Genomic DNA, 26,934 nt, shown 5'->3' on the forward strand with positions numbered 1-26,934 from the left:
CGATGCGTGCGCTCGCTGAACAAACGAAGGCCTTCTGCGATGCGAGCGGACACCGCGGGTTGCTCGCACGATCCCGAGATCAGGTGCAAAGACGCAGCTCGGCTTCGAGAAGCGACTCAGCCCTGAGTTCCTTTATGAGTTCTTGAAGAGCTTCCACCGCGACGGTCTCGGCGCTCTCCGAGTCGGTCGCCTTGTGCGCAGCTCTCAGTACCGCTTGATGTCTATCGCAGATCGGATCCTCTGCATAAACAGCCTCGAGCACATCCGCGAAATCGACGAAATACCGGTAGAGAGTGCCGATGCCGACGCTGGCGCGAGCCGCCACCTTGGCGGTTGTCGCCCGATCTCTACCCACCTCGATGACGACTTCGCGTGCCGCCGCGACGATCGCGGCTCGCGTTCGATGAGCTCGATCTTGGAGTGGTTTCACTGGTGTGCTGCGATTTTTCGCTCCTGTCATACCTTTCATCCTCTCACCACACGCCTGGAACGTGACACATACTCATATGGTCGATCGGAGTGTGCTGCCAACGAGAGTCGCATTGCGGGCGGCCCCCGAAGTGATCTCACCAGCGCGCTGGCCGCCACCCTTCCGGCCACGCCAACCGAGGGCGCTGAAGCAAGCGAAAGCGGAGGAGAGAAAGAAGTAGAACCGAATTCACGAAGATCCGAGTAAGACTCCTCGCTCACGAACGCGCCACTTATCCCGCCACTTGAAGCTCCGCTCTTGACCGTTCCTGACTTCGCTGCAAGCCTTCTTCAAACGCGGAGATCAATCCGCATCTGAAAAAACGCTACAGATGAAAGGCCGTTCGATATGCCATTGAGGGAATTCAGAAGTGCCAATGAGAGTAGAGACAAGAAGCTAAAGGTGGATCGCATGAAGCGTTTCCGTTCCTTCGCTGCAAGCCTGCTTATTGCGGGCATCGCAGCCACCGGAATCGGACTGGTCTCTACGGGACCGGTGATGGCAGCACAACCGCCCGCCGGCTACCCCAGTACAGACACCTTCGCGACGGTGTCGAGCAGTACGCATGGGAGTTTCCCGATCCGGCGCGGCTTCTACGATGCAGACATCGAGCGCGGGTGGGGCCTCGACAAGGTTTTCCACAAGCACAACATCTGGAGCACCAACGCAATGAAGAAGGTGATGGCTTCCACGAACAGCACGCTGCAGGGGAACGGCAATTACAATCTCAAGGCCTACGCGGGCAACTACGACTGCGTCGACGGCAGGTGCGTGCTCCGCGAGCAGGTCGAGTTGCTGGGCATCTACAATCCCCGGTCGTACGACCTGTACTACGGATGGCCCGTCGGCGGAAAGATGGGCATGCAGACCCTCTACTGCAAGCAGGGCGGCGAAGCTCGCTGCGCCGACTGGGTGACGTACTCGATTGACTACCCAGGTGTCGACAACCCGTTTAGCCGGTCGAGCACGCCTGCGGAGGAAGGGCTCACGGCGGACCAACAAGCGAAGCAGGCCGAGATCCTCGCGTCGCCGGAGATCGAGGAGCTGAAGGCAGAGATCGCAAGCGACGTGACCGAGGTCGCGTTCGACTACGCGCCCCTGCCGGAGATCATGTTCACGGAGTAAGTTCGGTCAGTAGCAGAGGAGAAGAAATCTACTCTTCTCCTCTGCTACTGTCGATTAGGAGGAGTTGGGCAATGACACAGGCGGAACATACAGCCGACGCCTTCCTGCGAGGAGTGCGTGTTTTCCTAAAGCAAGATCGTGCTGGTGATATCGAACTTATTCACTGCTGGGCACAGGAACCTAATGACGCCTTCATCCTCTATAGATATCGAAGAGGACCCTCCAACGTTTTCGGGTGGCATGAACAGCTTCTCACGTCCGAAGGAGTGGAAGCCGCACTACTTCATGGTATGGATACAGCCCAAGAGCTTTCGGAACCCGTTGGAACCGCGTCTATCAAGGCTGATGAGAATGGCATCAAATGGGTCGGGCAAGCAATTCATACCAGCCAGCCGAAACTTACCTTCGAGGCAGTGACTTTATTGCGTTCCGCTATGGAACGCTAGAAGAGGTAACGCGGGGCTTCGCAGGCCCGGCGGCGTGGCCCTGTGGCCGGGAAGGGTGGCCGACGGGCATGGGGGCTGGGCGTTTACATACCCGCGAGCCCCTGTGGTACCTCCTAGTTGGGTGTGACGGCGGAGGGAGGAGGGAGCGAGCCTTTGCTCGAGCGGTGCGTGTGAGCGCATCGCGTCACTCAGCTCCGAGCACCGTGCTGTCAAGGGGTCGGTTCAGGGTCCTGCGCATGGTGTCCGACCTGATCGGCACCTACGACCGGGAGACGACCTCCGCGAGCATGAACAAGGGTGTGCGCTCGACCACGAGCGCGTTGAAGCGCGAACTGATCCTCGACGTCGCGGAGCTGGCGAACCTCCCCACACCGAGGAAGGGCCGCAAGATCGGGCGCGCGGTGATGATGTCCTCCGGTAACCGTGCCGCGATTCTGCCCACCGTCCCCTGGTTCGACGGACCCAAGGCGCTGGTGGAGTCGATCAACGCCTCCATCGCGAACCACAAAGCGGGCAAGCCCGCACCGACGACGCCGCCCCTCGTCACTACCGCCGTTATCGAGGAAGCATGACCGCAGACGACTTCGACCCGTTCGGCGGCGAGGACTCCGCACCCACCGCAGAGCACGCTCCGGCGCCAGGCGAGGAGGCAGTAACGACGCACTACGGGTCCGCGGATGAGTTCGTGCGCAAGCAGCTCATCAGCACCTACCGCCGCCGGGTGATTGCGTATGGCTCCGGGGGCGGCATGCGCTGGAAAGCGGCCTGGTGGGAAAGCAAGGAGGCGGTGCAGCGCATCGAGGCCCTGTGGCGGGCGTGGGAGGCCGCACGGCGAGACGAGACGGACGGGCCGAGCACCTGGTGGGTCAACCACTGCGACCCGCACATGAACGTGCTCCTCTCGATGGACGGGCCGTTCGCTGACTCCCGCGACGAGAACGACGTCGGAGATCCGCTGCCCTACACGCCGCCACCGGTCGGCATGTTCGAGGACGACAACCAGCCCCCGCTCTACACCGAAGTGGCAGCGGCACGGGAGGCGACGGCCTGAGCCCAGGGCAAGAGTGAAGGGGAGCATCCGACTGGATGCTCCCCTTCTTTGCGTGGCGTGCGTCAGCGTCCGAGGCGGACGCCCCCTGACCACCTGTGCACAGCCCAGCTCTCGCTGGGGCTGGCCTGCACACAGGTGGACAGCGGGACCTCGGCCGCAGTACAGATTCGGGATTTTTTGCCCGATGATGCCGGGTATGGGTTTCCTCGACAGGCTGCTGGGCCGGACCGCTCCTCGCACCAACGACGCCACGTCGAAGGAGGAGCCGAGCGCCGCGTCCCCGTTCGCGCACCGCGTTCAATTTCGCGTGAACCTCAGCACCACGATCGAGCTTGGCGTGGTGCAGCTGACGGGAACGACGACCTTCGCCCGCGAGGCGATCACGGCGCTGGCATCACGTCATCACGCCGCCGAAGGCGGCTACATCGAGACGTCCGGTTCCCTGCAACGAGAGCCCGACAACAGAGCAGACCCGTTCGCCGTAGGAGTGCATGTCGAGGGCGAGCGCATCGGCTACCTCCCCAGCTTTATCGCGCAGGAGCTCGAGCTGAGCGAGGACGGGTCAGAAGTCGTCGAAGTGCAGATCTTCACCGAACTTCTGCCCACCGGCCTGCGAGCCGAGGCATGGGCATGGCTGGGCGACGGACCCGCGCGGTGGCAGTGGTCCGCATCGAACCGACCACCCCTGTCATCACCAGCGAAAGCCGCCGCGCACCACCAGTCCTCCCGAACCATGGTTAAAGAGGCCCTCGCCGGCGGAGGAGCGCGAGCGAAGGACTTCCAGCGCGGGACGGTGAACGGAGTGCACTATCTGGAGCTGGTCGAGCCGATCAAACAGCTCAAGCGCGAAGGACGACTCGACGAAGCTCTCGTCCTGTGCACAGCAGCGATCGCCGGAGCAGAAGGCTCCCGCGACGGCCGCGAACCGGCACCCTGGTACACCGAGCAAGCCGCCATTATCTACCGCAAGCTCGGACGCCGCGACGAAGAGATCGCTGTCCTCCAGCGTTGGCTCAACCTGTGCCCGAAGGAACACCGCGACGGAACCCGCATCGGAGAACGACTTGCGAAACTGACGGTATGACCGCAGCCTCCGGGCCCTAGTCGCTGGCTCCGAGTGCTCCTCGGCCCGCGTCGACGCGCGCGCGGGAGCGGCGGTAGAACGTCGCTCGCGACACGCCCAAGTCACGCGTGACCTGGGCGACCGGATCCCCATCCGCATCGGTAGGCAGGCGCAGATGCCGGATCATGGCGCGCGGGATCGCTGTGCGAGTAGGCCCGCGGTGCTGACACGGTTGGGCGGGGGGACGAGCGGGCCCTCTGCACAGCGGATCGCGGAGATCGAGCTCTGACAGCACGGCGCTGGTGACCACAGACACAGGACGTGATGTCTCGCCGCACGAACTCGACATTGTGCCTCCGGGAATCCCGTCGACATAATGACCGCATGCGATCACGCACGGCCGGTGCGTCCGCATCGCACTCGACGCCTGGACCGCGTCTGACCCTTTTCGGGCTCGACGAGGTCATCCACCACACCTCTGCACCTGTCTCGACTATGCGGTGCCGAGCGTGAAGGCCCGCACCCTCGCGGTCACGATCGGAGCGATCGTGCTGATCGGCGCAGGCGCGACTTTCGTGGTGGATCCCTTCCAGTGGCGGTCGGGCCCGGGATCGTTGGCCAGCGCCCCCGTGAGCAGCGCGACGCCGACTCAATCACCCGATGTGACCGACCCGACAGCAGAAGCCGTTGCGGATGCTTTGCGAGCAGTGCCGGAGGATCCTGTCGCGGGGGCATCCGAGGCTCTGCGCCCCGCTGTTCAGGCCGCACCGGACGTCGCCGTGCCACCGGGCGCGACAATCGACGTTGACTCTTCCACCTGGGTGGCGACCGACGATCAGGCAGGCACGATCGCGATGTCGATGACGGTGCCCGGAGAGGCGGACCCGAGGGCCTACCTCGCATTCATGGTCGTCGAGAACGGCGTCTGGAAGCTGGACGGCACGATCGAGAGCGAGTTGCAGCAGTGAGACGCATTCGAGTCGCTCTGGTCATGCTGCTGCTCGCAGCGTTCGTCGTCGCCACGCCGCCCGCCGTCGCCTCGCCGACCGAGAACTCGTACACGAATCTCTCCGCCGGCTGTGCGCCCCGAGGGCTCGAGCAGGCAAACGTCTGGATCAGCGACTACGAAGCCGACGGCGAGGCGAGACCAGATCCGGAATCGGGCCGAGTCGTCCCGGTGCTGATGGTCCACGGGTGGACCGGGAACTCAGCACACCTCTCAAAGCCGCTCGGCAACTTCTCGCGCACGGCCGACCTCGGCACGATCGGCGAATCGATCACCCCATCCTCTCGGACCGTGGTCGGCGTCCTGCAGTACCTCGGGGATACCGACGTCTACACCTTCGATTATCACGACGCGTCGGCGCAGTGGGTCACGTCCGATCAGATCGCGGCACCGCTCGCGAACTCGATCCGGTGCCTGGCTCAGAACTCCGGCCAGAAGGTGATCGTCGTCGCGCACTCCATGGGTGGCCTCGCTGTGCGCCAAGCACTGGCCCAGGATCCTGGCCTGCTCAAGGACCTGAGCCAGGTCATCACCTTCGGAACGCCGAACACCGGATCCGACATCGCTCGTTCCGTCTCCGCGGGAGGCTCGGGCGGGTCGATCAATGCCACCGCCAGCCGCGCCTTCTCGGCGCTGCTGCGGAGCGCACTTAGCAGTTGCGGTTCCGCGACGACCACCTCACTGAACACCGGGACCCCGTGCGATTGGCTACCCGCGCAAGCGAGCGCCTTCGAATCAGATGCTGGGCGGGCGCTTCGAACTGGGTCGACGGAGCTCAGTCTGTTGAAACCATGGCCGACCGAATTGCCCGTGCACGCGCTCTACGGCGACACGACGCTGACAATGCCGCGGATGGGCTTCCTCGGTCTTCCCCTCCAGACAGAGGATGTCCGCGTCGGGGACGTCGTCGTCGGCCACGAATCGGCCACAGCACGCGCGACGACTCGGGACAGCGCCCGCTGCCGCTACACCATCAGCGCAGTGCACAGCCTCGGAGAGCAGTTCCTGCGGGACATGAAGCTGAAAACGGTCGACGAAGTCGGTCGTGACCTAATGGAAGGCGGCAATTCGCCGTGCTACCACGGGTCTTTGATGCGCACGCAGCAACTCGTGAACGCCATGATCGGATACGTCGTCGACGACGTCGACAGCCGTGGGCCGATCGAGGACGTCGTCGGCGAGCTGCTCATCCCCGCCGGTGCGTGCACCCAGTGGGAAGGGTCCCGGCCCATCCAGTTGTCCGACGGTCAGGGCGAGAACTTCGACGACGGCCAGAGTGGGACGGGCATCCTCGCAACGCGGCTCGTCGGCACCACGGATCTCACCGGGGACGGCAGAGACGACGCCGTTCTTGTCGTCCAGTGCACGGGCACGCCGGCCGCGCTGTGCTGCGCCGGGCGCGCGTCGATCATGTCGACGGTGCTGGCGCTCGACCTCAGCGGCGCGACTCCCGTTCTGATCGGGACGCCTTTCTCCGGCGGCAGTCTCTCCTCCTCCGAGGGCGACGTCTACGCCAAGATCTACGACGACGGGACCGACTCCCCGCGCCTCGAGGGCACGGATGTGCTGGCGTACGAATACCCGACTTACGATCTCGAGGACCCGGACGAGGCCGAGACGATCGCCGGCTGGTTCCGCCACACATTAAAGAACGGGGAATGGACTCGAGTGAGCGAGTAGCTCAGCTCCCCGCATCCAACCCCCGCTGAACCACGATCAAGGACCTCCGACGCCTCTGCACCGACGGCACTCGAATGACCGCGACCACGTCCAGCTGGGGTACACCTCAACTAGACGTCAGACAGATCCGCGAACCACGTCCGACTAGGGTCGCTCTCGGTTTTTTCTGACACTCGTCCTTGAGACTCTTAGACTTCAACTGGACAAATAGGGGTCGGAGGCGGCATGACGGGTCAGCGAGTCGGGTACGTGCGGGTGAGCACGCTGGATCAGAGCACGCTCCGTCAGCTCGACGGCGTGATCCTGGATCGAATGTTCGAGGACAAGGCTTCCGGGAAGGACGTGAACCGTCCGCAGCTCGAAGAGATGATTGGGTTCGTCCGCGACGGGGACACGGTGCTCGTGCATTCGATGGACCGGCTTGCGAGGAACCTCGAGGACCTGCGTCGGCTAGTGCGCCGGCTGACGGACAAGCGGGTCCGGGTCGAGTTCGTCAAGGAGCAGCTGACCTTCACGGGAGAGGACAGTGCGATGGCGAACCTGCTTCTGAACATGATGGGCGCGTTCGCGGAGTTCGAGCGCGAACTCATCCGAGAGCGCCAACGCGAGGGTATCGCCCTCGCTAAGCAGCGCGGCGCTTACCGCGGACGTGCCCGCTCACTCTCGCCGGCCCAGACTGCCGAGCTACGGGAACGTGCCGCCGCCGGGGTGCCGAAGACGACGCTGGCGAAGGAGTACGGCATCAGCCGGGAGACCGTGTACGCCTACCTTCGAGTTGCTGCAACCGTCGCCGCCAACTAGCGCCAGAGCCGAAGGGCCTGGCATCTAAGGGCGGTGAGTCTTGCACCATGTTTCGCGATGAGGTGCGCCGAGGTCACCACGGCGCCAACCCCTGTAGCTCCTCGTCAGGAGCGACAGCTTCTAGCCTGGCGGCACCTCGAAGTTCCGGCGTTGCCTGTTGCCAGCCCCAGCAGGACAGGCTGCGGCAGCAGCGAGCGAAACTTACCGCGCGCAATCAATGCGTATTCCTCATTATTTGAAGGCGTTGTGAGCGGCCGCTCGTCCCAGATTGCTCTCTGCACGAGACGCCCGTGATCACCTCGTCCCCGACAGGAGTCTCTGCACGACGGCTCGGGGCAGTATGCGAGGTAGAGCAGTGGCGCTGAGTGCCGATCAGCGGCACCATCGAGAAATGGGCTTCTTCTCCTCGGCGCTGAGCAACGGACGCATCTCTTTCCCGGGGGCGTCAGAGGAGTTGGTCTTCCGGGCGGTGCTGACGGCAGCGGCGCAGTGCCGCTTGTCGGTGCAGAACGCCGATTCGACGTCCGGCTTCGTCTTGTTGCGGGCGAAGAGCTTGTACCGGCATTGGGACGGCAACCTCTCGGTGTCCGTCACCGGCGAAAGATCCGGCGCCGTAGCTACCATCTCCGGCGCCACGACGACCAACTCGCTCACCGGAGTGACGGACCCTACTTCCCAGGGAGAGCTCGGACTTGTACGGGGCCGGCTCGATACGGCGATCCGGCGAGCGGTGTCACTCGCAGGAAGCGGGAGTGCGTCGGCTACCGCAACAGGGGAACCCTCTTCGTCAGCCGTGGACGCCGATGTCCAAAACGTGACCTCGCATCAGAAGCTGTGGTCGTCCCCGTTCGGCGACAAGCGCGACAAGGCGACGGTGACTATCTTCGACGACGCCCTCGAGTGGACGCACCGAGACGTCGAGGCGTCGATTCCCGTCGGCGATATCGAGGCCGTGGACGCCGTCGACTCCCTTCAGGGCGGAGCACTGAGGATCACGGCCTACGGTAGCGAGTACGTATTCGCGTTGGACCTCCACCGAGCAAGGACCGGCGCAGCGACAGTCGAGTCGCTCATGGTGGAGCGACGCGCTTCGTCCGTTGAGGCAACCCCTGAAACGCTTACGGACGACGAGTCGCTTAAGAGGAACCCTATCGATGCAGACACCGTTGGCCCCCTTGACGAGTCGAGTCACGACGCAGCGCGGCGGATCACTTCCCTGCACGGCCTGCTGACTTCTGGTGCCATCACTCAGGAGGAGTATGACCGCAAGAAGGCGCAGCTGCTCGAGCTGCTCTGACACGGTCGTCCGCGGTCAAGCACACAGGAGCTCGCCGACAAGGAGCACGGGCGTCATCACGAGGATCGCAGTCAAGATCAACCAAGCTGCTGCGCGCGCGGCGTGTAGGTCCGATCGACGTCGAAGACCTCAGCCACTCGCCCGCGACACCAGTCACGGTGCCTGAGCGCGGCAACGCAGGCGCCCGCTCCACAAGAAAGGCCGGGCTGCGTCTCGCAACCAGTGCAGTTGATAAAAGTCGCGGGAAACAGTTGCGTTACCTAGTTCTGAGACTCACTGCTCCAAACCAGCGCGCAGGTGAGGAAGCTCCGCTTCTCTGACCAATAAGACGTCTCGAATCCATAGGGATGCGAGACAACCTATGCGCCTGTATGTACCTCGGAATGACGTCTTTGGAGTAGCGGATTACGCGCAGGCGCAGCTGAGTGCTTCTTGGACGTCCTCCGTAGTCGGTGTGCAACCTCGCCGTGGTCGATGCGCAACCTCTCCGTAGTCCATGTGCAACCTCTCCGTAGTCCATGTGCAACCTCTCCGTAGTCCATGTGCAACCTCGCCACCGCTCGCGGCGAGGAGGAGGGTGGAACCAGTTGAACCGGAGAAACATCGAAGGAGAAACATCATGGACACCACGAAGACCACGGCCAGCTAGACGACTCAGCACGGCCGGTCGTTCCAGCGCAGCAAGATTCTCGGCGGCATCGTCGCCGTCACCCTCGCCCTCGGCGTCCCGACGCTCGCCGCCGCCCCCGCGCAAGCCGACACCGTCGCGACAGCAGCCGTCACTGCCGACAGCGGCCGCACCGTCGGCACTACTGAAGCGACCAACACCGTCCCGGACCCCACTCAGTGCACCTACGGGGCTAAGGAGAAGTTCCACGAGGCGACGGGCCTCTACCCGGCCTTCAAGGGCAACGCCTATGAATGGACCGACACCGCAGCGGCAACCGGTTGGACGACCGTCCTCGATGCGCAGGCGCGTAGCATCGTCGTCTTCCAGCCCGGAGTCCAAGGGTCAGATGCGACGTACGGCCACGTCGCCTGGGTCGACTCCATCGAACAGCACCCCGACGGGCTCTACATCAACATCACCGAGCTCAACGGTGTCGCCGGCCCCGGCCAGTGGGGCACCCGCCAGGTCAAGGACGTGCCCGGCATGAGCTACATCCTCGCTCCGTAGATCCGCGGAGAAGTCCGAACGGCTGTTGCAGCACGCGCTGCAGCAGCCGTTCGCTTGTCCGTCCACCCCGCAAGGACCGAACCGACAAGCAGAACGCCTGCTTGTCGAACCACGCCGGAGCCGTGTTCATCGGATCCGCCCACTGCAGACCAGCGGCGACCGCGCACACCACGCTCTCAGGACCGGCGCCGAAGTAGCAGTACCCGTGGGTCCCTCGATTTGCAGGTGCGGCAGCATCACCACGAGACGCCAGTTAGACAGCATCTTCCACACCTGGACCGTGAAGGTCTTCGTCTCCTGCAACCGGAAGCCGTTCCCCCGTCCGCACGATCCGCTCCCCCGCGAAGTCAGCCTCGGAACGCATCTGCCGCTCGAGGTCGTCGAGCGCCTCGGCTCGAGTGCGCAGCATCGCCTTCTGAATCACCGCCCCAGTGTCCCGATAGCCACCCCCTCACTGGACATTCCATCGGGCCGGCCTTACGGGACACTGCCGCCCGCACCCATGCACAGCGCATCCGGCTCGCCGCAGTGGTGCGGTGAACGACCCCTCATCGGACGCCGGACGCATCGACGCACTAGCCCTCCGAGGCTCGCGCCGCACTACCGTCGAATGCGCCCGCCCAAGGCTCCCCTAATCCAGTAAGGGGGTGTCCTGCCCGCAGCACGGTGAGGGTGGCAGCCCGTTCGAGCCGGGCCGGGTCAGAGGAGCCTCGCGCTGCGGGCGCGAGGCTCCCGCTCGACGCGGAGAGCGATTCCCTATCGGTACGCATGTCCAAATCCTCGCGCATCGAACAGGGGCCGGAGAGGCTCCTCGACGCCGGAGCGGCTGTCCTCATCTACTCCGGAGGTGTCCGTTAGGGGGACTTGGGTTCAGCCGGTCGTTGCAATACCACCGTGAGTCGGAGTGTTGGCGATGGGATCGAAGTTGAAGCAGCGTGCCCGGGGTGGCGCGGTTCTGGGAGCTGCCGAGGGAAGGGTCGAGTCGGTCGGCGGCCCGTGATGCTGTCGGCGTGCCGGTGAAGAGCCGCTCAACGGAGCAATCAGCTGCTTTCCGTCCGTCGCCTCGCAGGGGGTGTCTGCTCGGATCTTATGCTTGATTCGTCACATTGTTTAGTGGTTCAGTATCGCGTCGACGTTTTCGGTCGTTCCGTATCCCACCATTCGATGAGGTTGGCGTGCAAGATTAGCGCGAAGGCTTCGACTGCAAGGTCGCCTCCGGTGGTCAGGGAATCGATTGCGGCAGGGTCCCACTGGTCGAGATTCACTACCTCGTCAGTGGAGGTGGGTGTAGCTCGAATGGTTGTGTCAACGCTCCATCCGTTTGAGCTGTGGGTTGCGGTAGCCGCGATGACGTCGTACGGGGTGGAGTAGTGGCGGCGCATCCACCCCACGACGTCGGCGAGGTCGCGGGTGTCGGTCAATCGTTCTCGATCGGGGTGTAGACGGGGCATCCGGTCCCGTAGGGCGGTTGGATGATGGGTGCGGCGGTGGTGCTGCTGGTAGATCGGGTGTTTATGGTGCTGTCGATTTTGTAGGCGTTGACGATGCCGATGGGGTTAGCGAGGGGATCGGAGCCGTTGTAGGCGTTATATCCGAAGAGAACGAAGTAGACGGGTGTGCAGTTCGCGTCGTAGAGCGTCTTAGAGCCTGAGCTCCCGGGTGCGTAGAGGCCGTAGCTGAGTGTCTGCTGAATATCGAAGTTGGTGTCCGCGTCAAAGTGGCCGCGAGCGATGATGTGATTCAGTCCGAACCGGGAATTTCCGCAACGCAGCGGCAAGTCCCCCTGGTCGTTGCTGTAGCTGCCGAGCGAGTGGTCGTACGTCTGTCCGTCGCAGGAATGAGTGTTCAGTCCTGGTACGTCAGCCTGAGCGGCAGGTGCGACAACCGTACCCAGGACGAGCGCAACGAACACCGTGGCGATTTTGCCAGCGGACCGATTTCGTGAGGTGTGCACGACTATTACGACCTTCATCCAAGTCCCCGCGCTCACCCCTTGTGAGCGGTCGTCGTGCACGTCTAGGTCTACTCCGCATAGCTCGGCAATACAACCCTGGGTGTTGCCGGCACCCGGGCTTGGCAGCGGGACACGCATGCCCTTCGAAGATCATCAGTGGGACAGTGTTCGTGGCAGCGAGCTGCAAGTTGGCGTCTGCGGGAGGGCCGTTCCCCGCACCAGCCCGGCGCGCGGGATGCGCCGCGCGCGGGCGCGGGCGGCAGCGTTCCGCAGGACAGCCGCTCGCGGCCATCACTGCTACTGCAGCGACCAGCGCCAGTTCCGAGCGCAGTAGGAACATCCCGCGCTGATGTCCTCCGGCCCGAACGTCGGAGTAATGATCGACGGTGCGAGCTTCACCGCCACAGGCTTCGCGGGACGATACCGCTGCCCGCAGACGTCTAGGCGCCCGGCCAACCATCCCCTTACGGGACGCCAGATCGCGCTCGTCCGCCTTGCTCGCCGGAGCTTCGATGCGAAGGCGACTGCGGCCGTCAGCGCGCCCGCGGCAACACCCCAAGCGCGGCCGCCGGTGATGAGGCGCACCAAGTACAGCGCGGCGCCGAACGGTGACCCCTCCGCACCCGTCCGCCGACCGTTCCGCGGAGGATGGGTGACCGCATGCTCCGCACCCGCCGGTCAAGGCCGAGCGGCAGGCGCAGCCTCTCCAAGACTGCTCCACACCACCGGGACATCCCGCATGACCAGTACGTGGTCGAACGAAGCGGAGCCGGTGGGGAGCGCGTCGAAGAAGCTCGATTGGACACGCGTCGTACGAGCCGCTTCCACGCGCCAGGCGTGGGTGTCCAGCCGAAGCGGCTCGAGCCGCCCCGCTCGCGTCGGCGACCAGCCGACAGCGTCCTTCCGGAAGAAATCGGACGCCGCGGACAGGTCGGCGAACAGTGAACTCGTGAACGTCTCGGGCGGGACAACGTGGGCGTCGACAGCGACACGAAGATCGGCGGCGTCGACGGTCACACTCAGGTCGTCGTCCGATTCGACGGATCTCACCCGAGCGCGTTCATGGACGCCCGGGAACACCCGCCCACCCGCGACTTGGGCGAGACGCGAAGCGCTGTGCCGGCGCGGGATGAACACTCCGGTCCGGATCCCGTCGGGCCCGTCCCACTCGACTGCCACTCGATGGGCCGCACTCTCACTCCGGTGGCCGATCCTCGGTGCGACCCACATCGGCCGGAAACTTCCCAGCCGGATCAGGCAGACGCCCGCCACCGCGCTCCCGTCGACGATCTGCGGACGGAGCCCCTCGGGCAGCAGAGACTCAATCACGACGGGGTCCACCCGGAAGTTGACGAGAAGACGCCGCTCGATCGTCGCGGCCATGCGAGGAATGGTGATGCCCACCCCCGAATCTTAGGACCGCCCTCGTCCACCTGCTGAAGCACCCCTGTGGAATTGGGCGGTCCTCCTCCGCCTCTCGCTCGCCACGGGGACGAGAACGATGCGGCCGAAGACCGAGTCGTAGGGTTCCGGTCATGGAGCAGTCTTCATCCCCCGACCGCGACCCGGACCCGTTTCGGGCTCAGCTGGACGCGCGATGGAACGCGTATCTCGCCACTCACACGCAGGCCGCCGACCACGGAGAGTGGATGAACGAGGCGATGGGTGACTACCGAGACGAGATCGTGCACTTCGGTGGGCAGCTTCTCAACGACGTCGCGATCAGGGAGTGGAACCACGAGTCCGCGCAGCGCGCACATGACAAGTACGTCACTGAGGCGGAGCGTTACGACCGTGATCCTGCGGCGTGGGAAGCGGCGTTTTGGCTCCATGTTCGGGCCGGGTCCGACGACGACTGACGCCGGACGCCCTCTCTCGAGCTGAACGGCTTGCCCGCGACCGCTGACCCATCCCCATACGGAACGGTGAACGACCGCCCCCTGGTGGTTACCGCTTCGTCGACCACGCCTTCTCTATGGCGGCGAGCACGTCCGCTAGCTCGACGTCATCTCGCCGCACGTCCCGAACGAATGCTTCTGCAGCTGCGGTGACGTCGATGGCGATGATTCGCCCGGGTCTGACTGTGGTGCCCTGGGAGCGTCGTGTTTCGACGTGGCCCGCTTCTTCCAGTTCCCGATAGGCGCGCGCTGCCGTACCGACCGCCACTCTGAGGTCACCCGCAATCTGTCGAACGGTCGGGAGGCGCTGGCCTGCCTGCAACCGGCCAGACGTGATTTCTGCCGCCAACGCTGCGCGGATCTGCTCGTAGGGCGGTCGAGGATCGTCAGCGTCGACCTCGATGCTCATCACGCCATCACCGTCGACACGTCAGCGGCACCCCGAGGAAGGCGCGCCAGAGACGTGGCGGCCAGTACCGCCATCACCATGCCGACGAGGAACACGACGCCGGCCACACCCAAGAGCACCAGTCCAACGATCCCCGCGAGCTGTGCCGAATCGGGCGTCATGCCCGTCTCGAGAACAGGTGCGTTCATCAGCGGAAGCGCCGCCGAGCCCAGGAAGACCGTGCTCGTGAGTAGGAGTGAGGCGTTGGCAACACGAAGAACGAGCCGCACCGCGCCGCGCCGCAACGCGGTATCTGTTTCGCTGAGCTCGGGCCAAGCGGTAGCGGGAGAGGTGACGACGCGGCGCAGAGCGTGCCGAACGGCAACGACGAGCAGACCGATCAGGGGAAGAGCCGGCGCTGCGAAGAGCCATCCCGGGAACAGGAACGGCCCTCCAGCGAGGCAGGGGTCCGAGAACATCACCGGACAGATCCAGCGACCATCGTCCGCCGGCTTCGACAGCAGACCACTCAGGAGTGCGATGAGCGCAGTCATCGAGGCGATCGTGGCGAAGGTCGCGCGTTGTCGAACCGTGGAGTAATCCGAAAGGCGTCTCGGCATCACGCTCGCCGTGCGTCGCCTCATCGCTCCATCGATGGAGGGCACGGGCATCACACTGAACACGCCGAGCCCTACAGCCGCTGCGAGCAGCAGCCCGAGCAGGAACGGGACCGACTCCAAGCGCGGATTCGCTATGTGAATCAGCACCGCGACCGCGAAAGCGACGAGCGCGGCGGCGACCGAGGTGACCATCCGCACGACGCCGACGCGATGAGCGCGCACTACGGCAGGCGGCTGTCGACGTTGAGTCAGCAGCGACACTCCTCCCGCGACGACGCTCGCCACGACGAGCACACCGATCACGACCAACGTGATCTCCGCGAAGCCCCAGTTACCCATGACCGTCCCCTTTGTGTTGAGTAGACGATACAAAGGGGCGAGGGTTTGTGTCAAGCGTCCGAAACAAGGGCAGATCACCGAAGGGGTCGACCAGAACAAGTATCCAATCCCAGAGAATCCTTCAACCAACCCGCCCGGTAGACGATCCCCATACGGGACCAGTGGCACGGCGTCGCGAGCACCTGCGCTGGTATGCTCCCCACCATTCGACCTACTCGAGGGGCAGCACGATGCAGACGCTTCGCAACACCGTGTTTACCGTGACGGTCGCAGGGATCGTCGCCGGCTTCCTTGCTGTGGGTGCGGTGGCTACCGGGATCACCAGCGAGAAGCCTGCCGCGGGAAACCCCGAGCCGGTTGCCTACTCCGAGCCGAGCTGGACCGACACCAGCACGCTCATCATCGGCGGTTACGAGACACCTTCTCCTGAAATGATCGCGACCACTCCCCCGCTCTCCGAAGAGTGACGACGGCACCTGCCGACGATCCGGCTCGCTGCGAGCCGGGGGCATTCTCGTGACGTGGGAGCAATGGACGTTCTCGCTCGGAGCGATCCCCGTGTCGCTCATCGTCCTCAGGAACGTGCTGTGGAGATTCGGCTGCACGAACTCCGGGAGCAAGATCCTTTTCGCCTTCGGCCTCGGAGCGTGCCTGCTGTGCATCGCCCTCGCTGTGATCTGGCAGGTCCACGCCGCGAACGCCGACTGGGCTCCACCCCGGGACGACCAGAACGAAGTTGGCGGCCTCATCCTCTGGACTCTCTACTGGAATGCGGTGGCTGGCTTCTTCACCGCACTCGGCATCCGAGTCACCGACATCCTGATCATCGAACGGACGCGGCGGATCTCCGCCACCGTCGCCCCTGACGCAGCGTGAGGAGCAGGACATCTGGTAAGCGATCCCCCAGCGAAACAGTCGGGGGGCGCCAATGCTGTCGACTCGAGAACGCGTCACTCGCGCGCCTAGGGCGCGTACTCCTGTGACCAGTAATCGGCCCGGACCTCTAGGAGGGGTCCGTCGATAGCGGAACTCACCGTGATGGTGCGCGGGTCCCAGAGTGTTCCTGCGATGCGCGCTTGCGGCGTCGTTCCGAGCTCGCTCGACAGCTGCTCGGGAGTCATCGCGTCGGGCGGGCGCACCGAGAGCAGCCGCCAGCACCCACCGGAGGCGCACTCGACAGTCTCACTGACGAGCTCGCTCCCGTCTGGAAGGTCGACGGCCGAAGCCGCCGGCACGTCCCCCTCGGTCCTGAATACGGCCAGACCGGCGTAGTGCACGAGAGCACAGAGGGCGGCTGCAGCCGCGATCGTCGTTCCCGCGATGACGAAAGGGCGTCCGCGCTTTCGGGGCTCATCCATAGGCCCGGACACTAGCAAGCTGCTGTAGCCCCTAGCTGGCCTCAGCGGAGGGAACCGCGAGCACTCCATCCGGTCGCCCCAACCGCACGGCCAAGGGAAGAGCGGGGACGTCGCTTACCCTGAGCTGGTGGGGACATTCTCGAAGGCGCGAAGCGCGGTCGTGATCGCAGCATGCCTGATCGTCGTCACGGGATGCACGCCGCAGCCTGAACCGCCGGCTCCGCCTCCGGTGTCCACAGACAGCAGCTCCGACGCCGCACTGACCGGTGACCTTGGCGTGGCAACGTTCACGGGGAGCGATGGGACGGCCGGCAGCATCCGTTTGAGTGCGGCTGATGGCCGGCTGGCTCTGGCATCAGACGAGCTAGAGATTCCCGCCGCGACCGCATCTTCCTCAGGTTCCGTTGCGGTCATGGCAGCGCTGGACCCGATCGATGAGGGCGCCACCTGTTTCGACATTGCTTTCCCAATGGGTCTCGCGGATGCGGAGCCAGGGAAGCCCTACAAGGCCTGGCGGAACCTCGCAGAGTTCCACGGCGACCCGACAGCGATCGATCAGCTCGTCATCACCACCAAACCGCAGAACGATTCCGACTGCTCGATGAGGATCATTGCTGTCGCTGACGTCCAATGGAGCGTGAAGCCTCAACGCAGTGATCTCGTCGCCCAGGACGCCGGGCCGCGTGCAGCAGCGCGTGGCGAAACGACATCGACGGACGGAATGCCGACGTCGTACACGGTCGCTCGCAACGACCTCGCAGAGGACGTCGCGGCACGATTCGACATGACGGCCGATGACCTGTTCTACCTCAACCCGTTCCGCTTCCCTTCCGACGAAATTCTGCGCGTCGGCGAAGAATTGAACCTCACCGTCGCGGCGCGATGACCTCCACGCGGGCCACTCGATACCGGGCCTGACGTTCCGGCTCTTGATCAATCTGGTGGAGCGCGGTGCATGATGTCCCGATGAACGTTGGAGAGCCCCCGCGACCGAGTGCAGCGACGCCCATCGTTCTCGCCTTGGTTTTCGGTGGGCTTGCAGCCGCCGTGGGAGCCGTAGCCTCCATCTACATGTGGGACCCGAGCGAGACGTGCAGGACCCGCGGCGGAGGCAGCCTGACGGGAGAGGGGTTCCTCTGGAACCCGCTGTGCTCGGATGGGTCAACCGTTCAGCCGATATGGATAACGTTGACGACTGCTGCGGCGTTGATCGTGGCTGTGACATGCGTCGTCATCGCGGCCATCCGCCAAGCTGAACGTGACGGACGCGAAACTGCGTCGCCCGACGTTCTGCACGACTACTCGCGCCAGACCCTGCCGGAAGACAACGGTCTCCGCAAGCTGGGCGACGAATGGTGACAGACGGTGACTCTCAGGGGTTCTATCGTCTCGCCGTAGCAATGCGGCGTGCATCGGTCTACGGATCCGCGTTCGGGTGACCGCTCAACGATCCCTCAACGGGACGGTTGCTGCGTCTGCATCCGTAGCCCTAGGCGAAGGTGTCGGAGGAACTTTCGGCGGCGAGGGAACGTTTTACGCGGTCGCGGACACTTCCTAGTGTGAGTGAGCAAAGCGATGAAGAGGTCTGGGCCCGAGCCGTGGGGGGCGACGGTGATGCCTACGGGATCCTCTTCGACCGTCACCGTGGACGTCTCTACCGCCACGCGCACGCCTTGGCGCCAGGTGGGACCGACGCGGATGACGCTGTGGCGGTCTCCTTCTTCGAGGCGTGGCGCCGGCGAGAGGCGATTCGCTTCGTGGACGGCTCGATGCTGCCCTGGCTGCTGCGTACCTGCACCTACGCGCTGAACAACCTCGCCCGGGCGTCCAAGCGGTACCAGGCGGCCCTGAGCCGACTACCCGCGCCCGAGCCACACGAGGACCCCGCTGATATGTCCGACGAGGGCGAAGCTACCTCCGCGCTGCGCGGCCTCTCCCTCCTCGACCGCCAGGTAGTGACGCTCTGCGTGCTCGAAGACCTCACTGACCAGGAGGCAGCCCACGTGCTGGGCGTCCGGGTCGGAACCGTCAAGTCGCGCCTCTCCCGCGCGAAGAGTCGATTGCGCGAGCAACTCGACACCACCACCGCTCTCTCTGCGAAAGGAATCACCCATGAAGTCTGAACCGGGTCTGTCGGACCGCGACCACGAGCTGCGACGGATGCTCGTCGCAACACCCACCGCCACGCCGGTGCGCGCTCCTCGCAGCCGGCGCACTCTCGCCGTCTCCGTCACCGCGTTCGTGGCAGCCGGGATCCTTTCCGGCGCCGTGTCGGCAGCAGCACTCGAGAGTGATGCACCGGATTCGACCGTGAACATCGCAGAGGTCACCCAGGCGCTCACCGAAGGAGACGCCACGTTCTACGGAACGCCCGTTGTCATCAACGGGCAGGGTCGGACCGAAGTGCAGCTCGGCCCGGCACCGGACCCCTCCGCAAAGATCGCGACCGCCTTCGTCTGCGTCGACCGCGGCCGCTTCGATCTGGAAGTCGACGGAGAAGCCAAGCCGGGAATCAACTGCGACGGCGACACCCGCAGCACCACGAACGGCGGCGCGTTCCTGCCGGTCTTCGGCGACGGAGAACACACGATCACGGTGGTCGCGGACGGACGGACTCGGTACACCTTCTGGGCCTCGTGGATCAAGCCGGCCGAGGATCCCGAGCCCTCCGCCGCCCTCACGGAGGCACTCGCAGACGGTGTCGTGACTGAGAGCGAGTACCGCGACGGATTCGCCCGTTATCGAGCCTGCATGGAAGACGCCGGGTTGAAACTCTTCCGCGTGGACGAGTCCGGACCGATCATCAGCTACTCGAACCTCACCGACAACATCGACTCAGGAGACGAGAAGCGCTGCTACGACGGAGAGTTCGGCCAGCTCGACGCCGAATGGCAGGTCGGCATCAACGGGTAGCGCGCCACAACCAGCGGCAGTCCGGCGCCCGCTGCGCGTGATCACGCCGTGACCAAGAAGCGGCCGACGGCGCTCCGCCATCGGCCCGATGGTCGTCGGCGGGGCGTCCTATCGAATCCATCAACTCTCGTGTCCGATGACCGATCCTCTAACGGGACGGCCTGAGGAGTCGACCCGAGGTGGCGATGCGGAAGAGCAGGGTTTAGCGATGGCGCACCCCGCTCCCGTGACTATGCGCTTCACTGGCATACGCTGCGTGCTCGCGCAGCCGAGCAAGGCGGGTCCTGCGCGCTGGGCAGGAAAACCGGTCACTCTCTACACTCGGGGCAACGGCAGGGAGGGGGCCCGATGGCAACTGCGCCCGATCCTGCCTCGGCGATCGCGCACGCAGGCTTGGCGGGTATCGCAGTCGGCGCCGTCGCCTTCGCCGGATCGCTCCTCGCCGTGCCGTTGCTGTACGCCGGATACGCCGGTCTGGCCGCGTTCGTCCTCCTGCCGCTCATCGCCACTGCGCTCCTGCTGATCGTGTCTCGGGCCGTCACGGGTCGCCTGCATGCCGGCGCAAATCTCGTGCTCGGTGCGCTGCTGACTCTTGCGACACTCGCCGCCGTGGTCACACCGCTCGTGACCGATGCCCCGCCGCTCCCGGCTCCCCTCCTCGCCACCCTTCCGCTGCTGCTCGGCGCCGTGGCGGCATTCGGGTCGCTCGTCGTCCATCCGGGTCGCGCCCGAATCGTTGGAGCCGTGGCGACCGTAGCCCTCCTCGCGACAGTGGCATCGCCCGTGGTGCAGACGGTGCTCGGGCGGTCCGCTGCCGCGCGCGCTTCACAGGAGGCGGAGTACGAAGCGCGGCTCGATTCGTCCGTCGTGCCGTTCGAGTCCGATCGGCTCACGACGACGGCCGTCGTCATCGGGCAGTACGAGTCCTCCATCCGGGCGTCGGAGGATCTTCTCGCGCGACAGGACACCGACCACCTTTCCGACCCGGGCGACATCACGATCCTCACGAGCCGCTTCAACCCGGAGTTCTCGCTCGAGAGCCAGGTCTGCAGCCTGTACACGAATCCCGAGCTGGCGGGGACAGCGGGGAACACCTGCGACCGTCGGGACGACGGCGTCTGGGTGCTCGAGGTGGACGGCTCCCCGATGCTCGCCCGACTCATCGACAACGCCGTGGTCTCCGTGGCAGGCGCGGACCAGGAGCGACTGGAGGAGTTGCTCGCCGCGGTGGTGCCGATGGAGCAGGACGAATACGAGCGCCGGCTCCGCCTCGCCTTCGAACGGGATCTGCGCGCATAGACACCCGTCGTACCGTCGACCACCTCATGCAGCGCCTGCCCCGAGTGCAAATACCGTCGCGACCCGTTACCAACTAGGAGAACCCGTGTTTCTAGCGTTCCTCGCCGGCGCTCCCGCCGTGATCGGGATCCTCTGGCTCGTCAATCTCTCAGGCGACGGGTCCGAAGAAAAGGTGCGGCGAGACACCTGCATCGGCGCCCTCGTCGTCAGCCTGCTGTTCGTCGGCGGAGCCGTCATCTACTGGTTCATGCCCGTGGATATGAGCAACGATGCTCAGGGCTCGTTCGGCGCTTCCGCCTTCGCCGTCGCTGCGCTGCTCGTCAGCGGCATCCTCGGCCTCCTCTTCACCCTCATCCTCTGGCTCACGATGCCAGGAGGGGCAGAGGCGGAGCGCGACTGACGCCCGGTCGTTGCTCGAACGACGATCCGATCGGGGAGGCGTTTACACCACTGGTCCCGAAGCGACCCCTCGGCAGGGTGCTGAGAATCGCGCCCTGCGTAGGCTGAGCGACAGTTCGACGGACGGAGCAGCACAAACCATGACAGACACGAACGCGATCGGTCGACTCTCGGCCGTGGCCGCTGCGACCGGGCTCGTTCTGGCCCTGGCTGGGTGCACGGCACCCCTCGATGGAACCGCCGTCGCCAGCCCCTCGGCGACGTCCGCCGCTCCCAGCCTTCCTACGAGCACTCCCACGGACGGTTCTGACGCGACGGACTCTCCCGCCGCCCAGTCGCTTCTGGAGCAGCTGCCAATCCGCACGTCATTCGAGAGCGTGTCCGACGATGCGACCGGCGATCTGCTGATCGAGGAGCGAGAGGACGGGACGGTGTGGCTGTCCCTCAGCGGACTGAGCCTGACCGGAGCAGTGGAACCGCGGGTCCTTTTCACGAGCGCTCCGCTCGAGGACAACGACGGCGAGCTGAGGTTCCCTTCGGACGTCGGAAGCGAGGTCGGGTCACTGACAGCGGATGCCGACCAGGAACTGCAGATCACGGATCCCGAAACGATCGGCAGTATCGAGAGCATTCTGATCTTGGGCGTCGGTGATCCTGGCGTCCGAAACCTCGCAGCTGCCCGGGTCTCGCCCTCCAGTACGGGACAGTGACGCCGCAGCGCCGCGAACGGCAGGCATCGCCAGGCACCGGCACCGGCCTTCGAATGGAGAGCACACGCGTCGCGCTCCCCTACGAGGTGTCCCGCGATACAAGCAGTTCCCGCAAGAACGGGCAGCATCCACTCGACCCGACCCTTCGGCCGACGGAGCGCAACGGAGCGCCGGATGCCTGATCCCAGCGTGATCATCCTGGTGCCCTTAGCCATCATCTGGTTCTTCGTGACCTACTGGCCGATCATCTCCGTGGCGTTCGTCGTCCTCTTCGTCATCGTCGGATTCGTGGTCCTCATGCGCCGTGAGGCGCGACGCGGCGACAGCTAGGAACTGCACGACGCTCTCGAAGACGTCGCTACGGTCGAGGTGTGAACAGCGCAACGATCGGTCTGACCGGCGTCATCATCGGCGCCGTGACCTCCCTTGTGGCCTCAGTGGTGGTGCCGTGGATCCGCGACGAGCTGGACAGGCGTCGATCGACGCGCGAGCGGACCGCAGCGGAGCGCCGACAGTGGCTCATGGCTGCCCTTTCCGCGCTTGTCGAATACCGACAGGCAAGCGGGTCACGGGCAGCAGCCGCCGCGGATCCCGGCGCTCCCGGTGCCGCGCAGGCGAGGTTCTCGAACGCTCTCAACGAGCTCACCGTGCGACTGACTCCAGACGAACAACCGATCCTTGATGTGCTCATGGCGATCTTCGCGATGGTGCAGCAGCCTCGACGCGGGATAGAGAACATGGTGGGCGAGGCCATGTCCGTTCTCACGCTGTGGGCTCGAGGCGACGTCGAGACGTCGGCCGTGATTCGCGAAGTGGAGCAGCGCGCCGGCGTCACCTTCTCGGAGGACCGCCGCGGCGTCACCCCCACGGCGTCGCCCTCCTCTTCGTAGGCTGAGCGCATGTGCGGTCGGTTCGTCGTCAAGGACTCCACGGCGGCCCTGCTGCCGGATCTCGTCTCGGCCAACTTCGGGGGTCTGCGCCCGAACTACAACGTGGCGCCGACGTCGCCGGTGACCGTCGTGCGTGAGCGCGACGGAGAGCGGTCGGCACCGACCGTGCATTGGGGGTTCGTGCCGGTGTGGGCGAAGGACTTCCAGAAGCAGCGGCCGCAGCCGATCAACGCGCGGATCGAGACGGTCGCGAGCTCGCCCATGTTCCGGAAGGCGTTCGCGACGTCGCGGGTGCTGATCCCGGCGGCCGGCTACTACGAGTGGACGGTCACCGAGACGGGGAAGCAGCCTCACTTCATCTACGAGCCCGACGCGGCCCTCGCGATGGCGGGCATTGTCTCGGCCTGGCCGGACCCGTCGAATGCGGAGGACGATCCGGAGAAGTGGCGGCTGTCGACGGCGATCATCACCCGCGACTCGCATGTGGCGCCGGGTGAGGTTCACGACCGGATGCCGGCGTGCATCACGCCGGACGGTTACGACGACTGGCTCGGCGGGCACCTCGACGTCGACGCGCCGATGCAGCTCCTTGACCGGGAGTCGTTCGCGGTCGCGCACGACCTCGAGCACTACGAGGTGTCCCGCGACGTGAACAGCGTCCGCAACAACGGACCGCACCTACTCGACCCGCTCCCTCAGCAAGTCAGCGACCTGTCGAATGCGAGCCGTCCGTCATGACCGGCTGGCTCATCGCACTCAACGTGTACGCCGTAGGGGCGAGCGTCTGGGGGCTGATACGACTCGCCGTAGGCGCGCAGAAGGAGGCGCGCCGGATCGATCTGGAGGCCAACGATCCGGTTGACCCCGCTGCAGTGTCTGAGTTTTTTCCCATCGAGCTGATTCAGGAGCTGCGCGGCGCTGACGCCCTCCTCGACTCCGTGAAGAGAGCGGCGACGTCGGGCCCTGCGATCGCATGGCGGGACGTGCTCATTCTCGGTTCTGCTGTCGTGGCCGGAGGAGCCGCGAACATCATTCCTCTGGTATGGACAGTCGACCCGCTGTTCGGATAGTCGATCCAAGCCGCGCGGCAACTGTCTGTGGGCAGTACGCCCGCAAGAGGTACCTCATACGGGACGATGGCGGACAGAGCTCTCCTGCACCCAGCAGGTCTGTGCTTTTTCGGGCTAGCGGCTGGGCCGGCGACTACTTCGCCGGGCCGTGAAGGATGGAGGTCAGCCGGTCTGCGGGCGCATCGCTCGGGCCGAGGAGCGTGATGTAGATCAGGACCGCGCAGAGCACGGTCACGACCAGGATCACGAAGACTCCGGCACGGATGAGCGCCGCGGCGGCGGGCTTGTCCTTCTTCAGCCACCCGAGCAGCAGGTTCAGGTCAATCACAAGGACCTCCACTGGGTGCGAGCGCGCGGGCGCGCTCTGTTGTGGTCGCGCTGGGGGCGCGACGATCCCTGCACCGCCAAGAGGGGTGCAAGGAAGGAGGGGGCCAGGAGAGCGGGGTCTGCTCAATCCGGGCATGAAAAAAGCCGGCACGAGGGCCGGCGGGCAGAGAACTGGAAGGCGGGTTCAGTTTACGCGACAGGCGCGGGCAGAGTTCTTCCGATTCGGACTCAGCTTAGGCGTTCGATCGCAACTGGCCTAGGAAGCGCGAAAGCCGGCACGAGGGCCGGCAGGCATGGCTGTTCCATCCGGGGTCAGTCTACCTTTTCGACCCCGCTAGCGGAGCAGCTGGACGGGGACACCGGCGGCGACGTCCTCCCCCTCGATGGTGGCGAAACCCGTGACGGAGCGGATCGTGTCGACGCCGAGTGAGGAGTCCGGGAACCGGGCGACGAGGGAGGCGCCGCGGTCGGTGACGTGGGTGGCGTCGTAGTTGGTTTGGGTGGCGTTCTCGAACTCGAAGACGAACGCCTTCGTCTCCTCGTCGGAGAGGCGGACGCCGAAGTGCTTCACCGTGGCGCCGTCGGCGCCGGTGAGCTCGATGCCGTAGGTGAACCATCCCACCGACTGTGGCAGCTCGAGCGGATCGCCCAGGGTGAAGGTCGCGGTGATCCCGGAGGGCTCGGCGGCTACGTGAACGGCCAGCAGCTCGCGGGGCGTCGGGGTGCTCATGCGCTCACCCTAGAACCGCCTCGGCCCCGTGGACACGTCCAGGGTCCGGTGGGAGGGTGGGCGCATGTCGAAGCCTCGGACCAAGCTCGCGCGTGCTGCGCTGATCAGCAACGGCATGGTGTGGTTCGGGCTGTCGTTCATGCTCTTCGCGATCGCCGGTGAGCAGACTTACGCGGCGTTCACCGGTGAGTGGTTCAACGTGCTCGGCTGGTTCCTGCTCGTCGCGGTGGCGATCGGTCTGGCCATCGTCGGAGTGATCGAGAATCGGAACATCCGGGCGGGGAAGAAGTACAAGCCGCGCCCTCGCCGCTGATCGCTACTCGGTCGCAGCCTCGCCGGACACTACGGTGCGGGCGCGCTCGATGTAGCTGAGGCCGGCGGCGCGTAGCGCGTCGACCGTCATCTTGCGCTCCTCCCTGGGGGCTCCGATGACGGGCAGGGGCGTGGTGCGCAGGGCGACGTTGCGCAGGTCGTGCGCGAGGTCTTCGTCGTAGATTCCGGTGTCGCGGTCAGCGAAGTCCACGATCTTGATGCCGGTCGTGAGTCCTCGGGTGGTGAGGGTGTCGCGGACGACGGTGAGGTAGGCGTCTTGGTACGCGGCGACGTCGCGGTCCCAAACCTCGGTGATGGCGCGGGAGAGCCGTTCCGTCGCGCGGTACAGGTCGTACCGGGGGTCGCCTGCGTCCTTGGCGCGGTTGAGGACCGCGTGGTGGATCTCTCCGAGCTGCTCGTACTGCTCGGTGCTCAGGGAGCCGGCGGTGGACATTTCGGCGGCGAACGCTGCGATCCGGGCTGTCTCTTCGGCGGTGGTGTGTTCTTGCGTCATCGCCGCCGTGTCGACGTCGGTGCTGGCGAAGAGGTCGATCTGGTCTTGATCGGCGAGGGCGAGGAGCCCGAAGTCCTCCAGGTCGGATTCTGCTGAGACGACGACGCTGACGGGAGTGGTGCGCCATTTGAGGGTCCGGTGGCCGCGAGCGTCTTCCTGGGCGAAGTGCTGCTCGAGCATCGCGGGGAAGCAGCCGCAGTCCTCGTGCTCGTCGTGGTGGTGGCCGATGCAGCGGTCGTCGGCGCAGCCGCATTCGTCGCCGGCCCACTCCGCGGCGGAGGGCGAGCCGTGCTCGCGCGCCCATTCGTCAGGGTCGATTTCCTGGGCGCGGAGGGTGCTGATCACGTCGGGGTAGAGCTTCATCGTGGGTGTCCTGTCTGATGAGGCGCGACGACCGGCGGTCGCGACGGGTGCGAGCGCGTCCATCGTCGCATCCGGCCATGACACTGGCTGTGCTGCTGTGGTTCGAGGCCCTGGGGTCGAGGGGATTCTCCCTCCCCTGTGGGCCGGCCCGGTCGGGGCCGGGGCGTTACGCGTCAGATCTGGCCGGAGCGGTGTGAGAGCGGATGGCATAGACGAGGCCGCCGATGATCAGCCCCAACGACACGATCAGCAGCGCTGTGAGGAACCAGCTCGGGTTGATTACGGCGAGTACGTCACCGGAGCCCAATCGCTCATAAGTGCACCTGAGGCCGAGCGGCCACAATGAAGCGCCTGCCAGGGTCTCCGTTTCCACGCCGGGAAAGAGAACGCCATACCAGGCGTAACAGGTCTCGGTGCCGTTTCTGACCTGGCCGTAGAGCTCGAAGAACAAGACCAGGAGCCCAGCGACTCCGGCTCCGATCGACACTTTCGGTCCGGTCGTCACGAAGGGTGCCCCTCTGCCATCACTGCGGTTTTCGCGTCCGTAGCCTAGCCACCGGTGAGAGCACAGGCAGGACGCGGGCTCTCGACGGGGGGTCGAGGGGGTTCTCCCCCTCGTGCGGGCCGGCCCGCTTAGGGTCGGCCCGCGCACGCGCTCAGAGGGTGAGCGTGTGGAGGATCAGGGTCGTGGAGCCGATGGGCTTTCCGAAGTCGGTGTAGTCGAGGGTCGCGCGG

Annotated in this window: 34 protein-coding genes; 25 read left to right on the plus strand and 9 right to left on the minus strand. The window is 65.3% G+C overall.

Going from position 1 to position 26,934, the window contains the following annotated elements; all coding sequences use genetic code 11:
* Window positions 1–79 precede the first annotated feature (79 nt).
* Window positions 80–460: a TetR/AcrR family transcriptional regulator gene (locus tag C5C50_RS10970; RefSeq protein WP_181127354.1), complete on the minus strand. Its 381-nt coding sequence runs from the start codon at window positions 458–460 to the stop codon at window positions 80–82.
* Between the two features lie 411 nt (window positions 461–871).
* Here C5C50_RS10970 and C5C50_RS10975 point away from each other — a divergent pair, with 411 nt between their 5' ends.
* The 10 genes from C5C50_RS10975 (at window position 872) to C5C50_RS17485 (ending at window position 10,115) form a co-directional block, all read left to right on the plus strand.
* Window positions 872–1,594: a hypothetical protein gene (locus C5C50_RS10975; RefSeq protein WP_104262297.1), complete on the plus strand. Its 723-nt coding sequence runs from the start codon at window positions 872–874 to the stop codon at window positions 1,592–1,594.
* A gap of 71 nt (window positions 1,595–1,665) precedes the next feature.
* Complete coding sequence (locus C5C50_RS16700) at window positions 1,666–2,040, plus strand: hypothetical protein (protein WP_146076867.1); 375 nt, start codon at window positions 1,666–1,668, stop codon at window positions 2,038–2,040.
* A 236-nt stretch (window positions 2,041–2,276) separates the two neighbouring features.
* Complete coding sequence (locus C5C50_RS10980; RefSeq protein WP_104273445.1) at window positions 2,277–2,612, plus strand: hypothetical protein; 336 nt, start codon at window positions 2,277–2,279, stop codon at window positions 2,610–2,612.
* Window positions 2,609–3,091 (plus strand): DUF4913 domain-containing protein, encoded by a 483-nt coding sequence (locus C5C50_RS10985; RefSeq protein ID WP_104273446.1) that lies wholly within the window; start codon window positions 2,609–2,611, stop codon window positions 3,089–3,091. The genes C5C50_RS10980 and C5C50_RS10985 overlap by 4 nt, the downstream gene beginning before the upstream one ends.
* A gap of 196 nt (window positions 3,092–3,287) precedes the next feature.
* Entirely contained in the window at window positions 3,288–4,175 is an 888-nt protein-coding gene (locus tag C5C50_RS10990; protein WP_146085887.1) for an HIRAN domain-containing protein, read from the plus strand.
* 488 nt (window positions 4,176–4,663) lie between these two features.
* Complete coding sequence (locus C5C50_RS10995) at window positions 4,664–5,122, plus strand: hypothetical protein (RefSeq protein ID WP_146085888.1); 459 nt, start codon at window positions 4,664–4,666, stop codon at window positions 5,120–5,122.
* A gap of 23 nt (window positions 5,123–5,145) precedes the next feature.
* Window positions 5,146–6,840 carry a triacylglycerol lipase gene (locus tag C5C50_RS11000; protein ID WP_104273449.1) on the plus strand — a complete coding sequence of 565 codons (1,695 nt, stop codon included), beginning with the start codon at window positions 5,146–5,148 and terminating at the stop codon, window positions 6,838–6,840.
* A 225-nt stretch (window positions 6,841–7,065) separates the two neighbouring features.
* Complete coding sequence (locus C5C50_RS11005; protein ID WP_104256138.1) at window positions 7,066–7,641, plus strand: recombinase family protein; 576 nt, start codon at window positions 7,066–7,068, stop codon at window positions 7,639–7,641.
* A gap of 391 nt (window positions 7,642–8,032) precedes the next feature.
* Entirely contained in the window at window positions 8,033–8,938 is a 906-nt protein-coding gene (locus C5C50_RS16705) for an SHOCT domain-containing protein (protein ID WP_104338375.1), read from the plus strand.
* A gap of 697 nt (window positions 8,939–9,635) precedes the next feature.
* Window positions 9,636–10,115 carry a CHAP domain-containing protein gene (locus C5C50_RS17485; protein ID WP_374953739.1) on the plus strand — a complete coding sequence of 160 codons (480 nt, stop codon included), beginning with the start codon at window positions 9,636–9,638 and terminating at the stop codon, window positions 10,113–10,115.
* A 1,417-nt stretch (window positions 10,116–11,532) separates the two neighbouring features.
* Here the strand turns inward: C5C50_RS17485 and C5C50_RS11025 are convergent.
* Window positions 11,533–12,129, minus strand: coding sequence for a hypothetical protein (locus C5C50_RS11025; RefSeq protein ID WP_146085889.1), 597 nt, complete (start codon window positions 12,127–12,129; stop codon window positions 11,533–11,535).
* Window positions 12,130–12,747: 618 nt separating this feature from the next.
* Entirely contained in the window at window positions 12,748–13,473 is a 726-nt protein-coding gene (locus C5C50_RS11030) for a DUF2071 domain-containing protein (RefSeq protein ID WP_219812209.1), read from the minus strand.
* Between the two features lie 131 nt (window positions 13,474–13,604).
* Between C5C50_RS11030 and C5C50_RS11035 the strand changes: the two genes are divergently transcribed.
* Complete coding sequence (locus C5C50_RS11035) at window positions 13,605–13,928, plus strand: hypothetical protein (RefSeq protein WP_104263146.1); 324 nt, start codon at window positions 13,605–13,607, stop codon at window positions 13,926–13,928.
* 88 nt (window positions 13,929–14,016) lie between these two features.
* Here the strand turns inward: C5C50_RS11035 and C5C50_RS11040 are convergent, their stop codons facing one another.
* Complete coding sequence (locus C5C50_RS11040; RefSeq protein WP_104263145.1) at window positions 14,017–14,376, minus strand: GntR family transcriptional regulator; 360 nt, start codon at window positions 14,374–14,376, stop codon at window positions 14,017–14,019.
* Window positions 14,376–15,314, minus strand: coding sequence for a hypothetical protein (locus tag C5C50_RS11045; RefSeq protein WP_104263144.1), 939 nt, complete (start codon window positions 15,312–15,314; stop codon window positions 14,376–14,378). Before C5C50_RS11045 ends, C5C50_RS11040 begins: the two co-directional genes overlap by 1 nt.
* Window positions 15,315–15,544: 230 nt before the next feature.
* Here C5C50_RS11045 and C5C50_RS11050 point away from each other — a divergent pair, with 230 nt between their 5' ends.
* The 13 genes from C5C50_RS11050 to C5C50_RS11115 all read left to right on the plus strand — a co-directional run bounded on the left by C5C50_RS11050 (window position 15,545) and on the right by C5C50_RS11115 (window position 23,953).
* Window positions 15,545–15,781, plus strand: a complete 237-nt coding sequence (locus C5C50_RS11050) for a hypothetical protein (RefSeq protein WP_104234417.1) — start codon at window positions 15,545–15,547, stop codon at window positions 15,779–15,781.
* 91 nt (window positions 15,782–15,872) lie between these two features.
* Window positions 15,873–16,190 (plus strand): hypothetical protein, encoded by a 318-nt coding sequence (locus C5C50_RS11055; protein WP_146078857.1) that lies wholly within the window; start codon window positions 15,873–15,875, stop codon window positions 16,188–16,190.
* A 609-nt stretch (window positions 16,191–16,799) separates the two neighbouring features.
* Entirely contained in the window at window positions 16,800–17,558 is a 759-nt protein-coding gene (locus tag C5C50_RS16710; protein ID WP_146085890.1) for a LysM domain-containing protein, read from the plus strand.
* A gap of 302 nt (window positions 17,559–17,860) precedes the next feature.
* Entirely contained in the window at window positions 17,861–18,031 is a 171-nt protein-coding gene (locus C5C50_RS17000) for a hypothetical protein (RefSeq protein ID WP_181074560.1), read from the plus strand.
* A gap of 200 nt (window positions 18,032–18,231) precedes the next feature.
* On the plus strand, window positions 18,232–18,795 hold the full coding sequence (locus C5C50_RS11075; RefSeq protein ID WP_258063341.1) for an RNA polymerase sigma factor: 564 nt from the start codon (window positions 18,232–18,234) through the stop codon (window positions 18,793–18,795).
* Window positions 18,796–18,832: 37 nt separating this feature from the next.
* A complete protein-coding gene (locus C5C50_RS11080; RefSeq protein ID WP_104317915.1) occupies window positions 18,833–19,585 on the plus strand; it encodes a hypothetical protein in 753 nt (250 codons plus the stop codon).
* Window positions 19,586–19,933: 348 nt separating this feature from the next.
* Complete coding sequence (locus tag C5C50_RS11090) at window positions 19,934–20,884, plus strand: hypothetical protein (RefSeq protein ID WP_181133924.1); 951 nt, start codon at window positions 19,934–19,936, stop codon at window positions 20,882–20,884.
* An 85-nt stretch (window positions 20,885–20,969) separates the two neighbouring features.
* Window positions 20,970–21,284, plus strand: a complete 315-nt coding sequence (locus C5C50_RS11095; protein WP_104250073.1) for a hypothetical protein — start codon at window positions 20,970–20,972, stop codon at window positions 21,282–21,284.
* 139 nt (window positions 21,285–21,423) lie between these two features.
* Complete coding sequence (locus C5C50_RS11100) at window positions 21,424–21,993, plus strand: hypothetical protein (protein WP_104273455.1); 570 nt, start codon at window positions 21,424–21,426, stop codon at window positions 21,991–21,993.
* 174 nt (window positions 21,994–22,167) lie between these two features.
* Window positions 22,168–22,323, plus strand: a complete 156-nt coding sequence (locus C5C50_RS17005; protein ID WP_181069059.1) for a hypothetical protein — start codon at window positions 22,168–22,170, stop codon at window positions 22,321–22,323.
* A 41-nt stretch (window positions 22,324–22,364) separates the two neighbouring features.
* Window positions 22,365–22,883 (plus strand): hypothetical protein, encoded by a 519-nt coding sequence (locus C5C50_RS11105; protein WP_104273456.1) that lies wholly within the window; start codon window positions 22,365–22,367, stop codon window positions 22,881–22,883.
* Between the two features lie 9 nt (window positions 22,884–22,892).
* Window positions 22,893–23,621, plus strand: coding sequence for an SOS response-associated peptidase (locus C5C50_RS11110; protein ID WP_104273457.1), 729 nt, complete (start codon window positions 22,893–22,895; stop codon window positions 23,619–23,621).
* Complete coding sequence (locus C5C50_RS11115) at window positions 23,618–23,953, plus strand: hypothetical protein (RefSeq protein WP_104273458.1); 336 nt, start codon at window positions 23,618–23,620, stop codon at window positions 23,951–23,953. Before C5C50_RS11110 ends, C5C50_RS11115 begins: the two co-directional genes overlap by 4 nt.
* A 133-nt stretch (window positions 23,954–24,086) precedes the next feature.
* Here the strand turns inward: C5C50_RS11115 and C5C50_RS11120 are convergent, their stop codons facing one another.
* Together C5C50_RS11120 and C5C50_RS11125 are read right to left on the minus strand one after the other, a co-directional pair.
* Window positions 24,087–24,281, minus strand: a complete 195-nt coding sequence (locus C5C50_RS11120) for a hypothetical protein (protein ID WP_104273459.1) — start codon at window positions 24,279–24,281, stop codon at window positions 24,087–24,089.
* 333 nt (window positions 24,282–24,614) lie between these two features.
* Window positions 24,615–25,010: a hypothetical protein gene (locus C5C50_RS11125; protein WP_104273460.1), complete on the minus strand. Its 396-nt coding sequence runs from the start codon at window positions 25,008–25,010 to the stop codon at window positions 24,615–24,617.
* Window positions 25,011–25,074: 64 nt separating this feature from the next.
* Here C5C50_RS11125 and C5C50_RS11130 point away from each other — a divergent pair, with 64 nt between their 5' ends.
* Window positions 25,075–25,323: a hypothetical protein gene (locus C5C50_RS11130; RefSeq protein ID WP_104273461.1), complete on the plus strand. Its 249-nt coding sequence runs from the start codon at window positions 25,075–25,077 to the stop codon at window positions 25,321–25,323.
* A 3-nt stretch (window positions 25,324–25,326) separates the two neighbouring features.
* On the opposite strand, the gene C5C50_RS11135 is transcribed toward C5C50_RS11130, so the two are convergent.
* Both C5C50_RS11135 and C5C50_RS11140 read right to left on the minus strand, forming a co-directional pair.
* Complete coding sequence (locus tag C5C50_RS11135) at window positions 25,327–26,199, minus strand: hypothetical protein (protein ID WP_104273462.1); 873 nt, start codon at window positions 26,197–26,199, stop codon at window positions 25,327–25,329.
* A 166-nt stretch (window positions 26,200–26,365) separates the two neighbouring features.
* Window positions 26,366–26,704 (minus strand): hypothetical protein, encoded by a 339-nt coding sequence (locus C5C50_RS11140; RefSeq protein WP_146078890.1) that lies wholly within the window; start codon window positions 26,702–26,704, stop codon window positions 26,366–26,368.
* Window positions 26,705–26,934: the final 230 nt, after the last annotated feature.

The sequence above is a fragment of the Rathayibacter sp. AY1D9 genome (assembly GCF_002932395.1).
In the GTDB taxonomy this organism is placed as follows: domain Bacteria; phylum Actinomycetota; class Actinomycetes; order Actinomycetales; family Microbacteriaceae; genus Rathayibacter.

What these genes read in the sequence shown, in the direction of transcription:
- C5C50_RS10970 (WP_181127354.1), bottom strand. Translation starts at nt 460, where the DNA reads ATGACAGGAGCGAAAAATCGCAGCACACCAGTGAAACCACTCCAAGAT.
- C5C50_RS16700 (WP_146076867.1), top strand. Translation starts at nt 1,666, where the DNA reads ATGACACAGGCGGAACATACAGCCGACGCCTTCCTGCGAGGAGTGCGT.
- C5C50_RS10980 (WP_104273445.1), top strand. Translation starts at nt 2,277, where the DNA reads ATGGTGTCCGACCTGATCGGCACCTACGACCGGGAGACGACCTCCGCG.
- C5C50_RS10985 (WP_104273446.1), top strand. Translation starts at nt 2,609, where the DNA reads ATGACCGCAGACGACTTCGACCCGTTCGGCGGCGAGGACTCCGCACCC.
- C5C50_RS10990 (WP_146085887.1), top strand. Translation starts at nt 3,288, where the DNA reads ATGGGTTTCCTCGACAGGCTGCTGGGCCGGACCGCTCCTCGCACCAAC.
- C5C50_RS11000 (WP_104273449.1), top strand. Translation starts at nt 5,146, where the DNA reads ATGCTGCTGCTCGCAGCGTTCGTCGTCGCCACGCCGCCCGCCGTCGCC.
- C5C50_RS11005 (WP_104256138.1), top strand. Translation starts at nt 7,066, where the DNA reads ATGACGGGTCAGCGAGTCGGGTACGTGCGGGTGAGCACGCTGGATCAG.
- C5C50_RS16705 (WP_104338375.1), top strand. Translation starts at nt 8,033, where the DNA reads ATGGGCTTCTTCTCCTCGGCGCTGAGCAACGGACGCATCTCTTTCCCG.
- C5C50_RS11035 (WP_104263146.1), top strand. Translation starts at nt 13,605, where the DNA reads ATGGAGCAGTCTTCATCCCCCGACCGCGACCCGGACCCGTTTCGGGCT.
- C5C50_RS11040 (WP_104263145.1), bottom strand. Translation starts at nt 14,376, where the DNA reads ATGAGCATCGAGGTCGACGCTGACGATCCTCGACCGCCCTACGAGCAG.
- C5C50_RS11045 (WP_104263144.1), bottom strand. Translation starts at nt 15,314, where the DNA reads ATGGGTAACTGGGGCTTCGCGGAGATCACGTTGGTCGTGATCGGTGTG.
- C5C50_RS11050 (WP_104234417.1), top strand. Translation starts at nt 15,545, where the DNA reads ATGCAGACGCTTCGCAACACCGTGTTTACCGTGACGGTCGCAGGGATC.
- C5C50_RS11080 (WP_104317915.1), top strand. Translation starts at nt 18,833, where the DNA reads ATGCTCGTCGCAACACCCACCGCCACGCCGGTGCGCGCTCCTCGCAGC.
- C5C50_RS11090 (WP_181133924.1), top strand. Translation starts at nt 19,934, where the DNA reads ATGGCAACTGCGCCCGATCCTGCCTCGGCGATCGCGCACGCAGGCTTG.
- C5C50_RS11100 (WP_104273455.1), top strand. Translation starts at nt 21,424, where the DNA reads ATGACAGACACGAACGCGATCGGTCGACTCTCGGCCGTGGCCGCTGCG.
- C5C50_RS17005 (WP_181069059.1), top strand. Translation starts at nt 22,168, where the DNA reads ATGCCTGATCCCAGCGTGATCATCCTGGTGCCCTTAGCCATCATCTGG.
- C5C50_RS11110 (WP_104273457.1), top strand. Translation starts at nt 22,893, where the DNA reads ATGTGCGGTCGGTTCGTCGTCAAGGACTCCACGGCGGCCCTGCTGCCG.
- C5C50_RS11115 (WP_104273458.1), top strand. Translation starts at nt 23,618, where the DNA reads ATGACCGGCTGGCTCATCGCACTCAACGTGTACGCCGTAGGGGCGAGC.
- C5C50_RS11125 (WP_104273460.1), bottom strand. Translation starts at nt 25,010, where the DNA reads ATGAGCACCCCGACGCCCCGCGAGCTGCTGGCCGTTCACGTAGCCGCC.
- C5C50_RS11130 (WP_104273461.1), top strand. Translation starts at nt 25,075, where the DNA reads ATGTCGAAGCCTCGGACCAAGCTCGCGCGTGCTGCGCTGATCAGCAAC.
- C5C50_RS11135 (WP_104273462.1), bottom strand. Translation starts at nt 26,199, where the DNA reads ATGAAGCTCTACCCCGACGTGATCAGCACCCTCCGCGCCCAGGAAATC.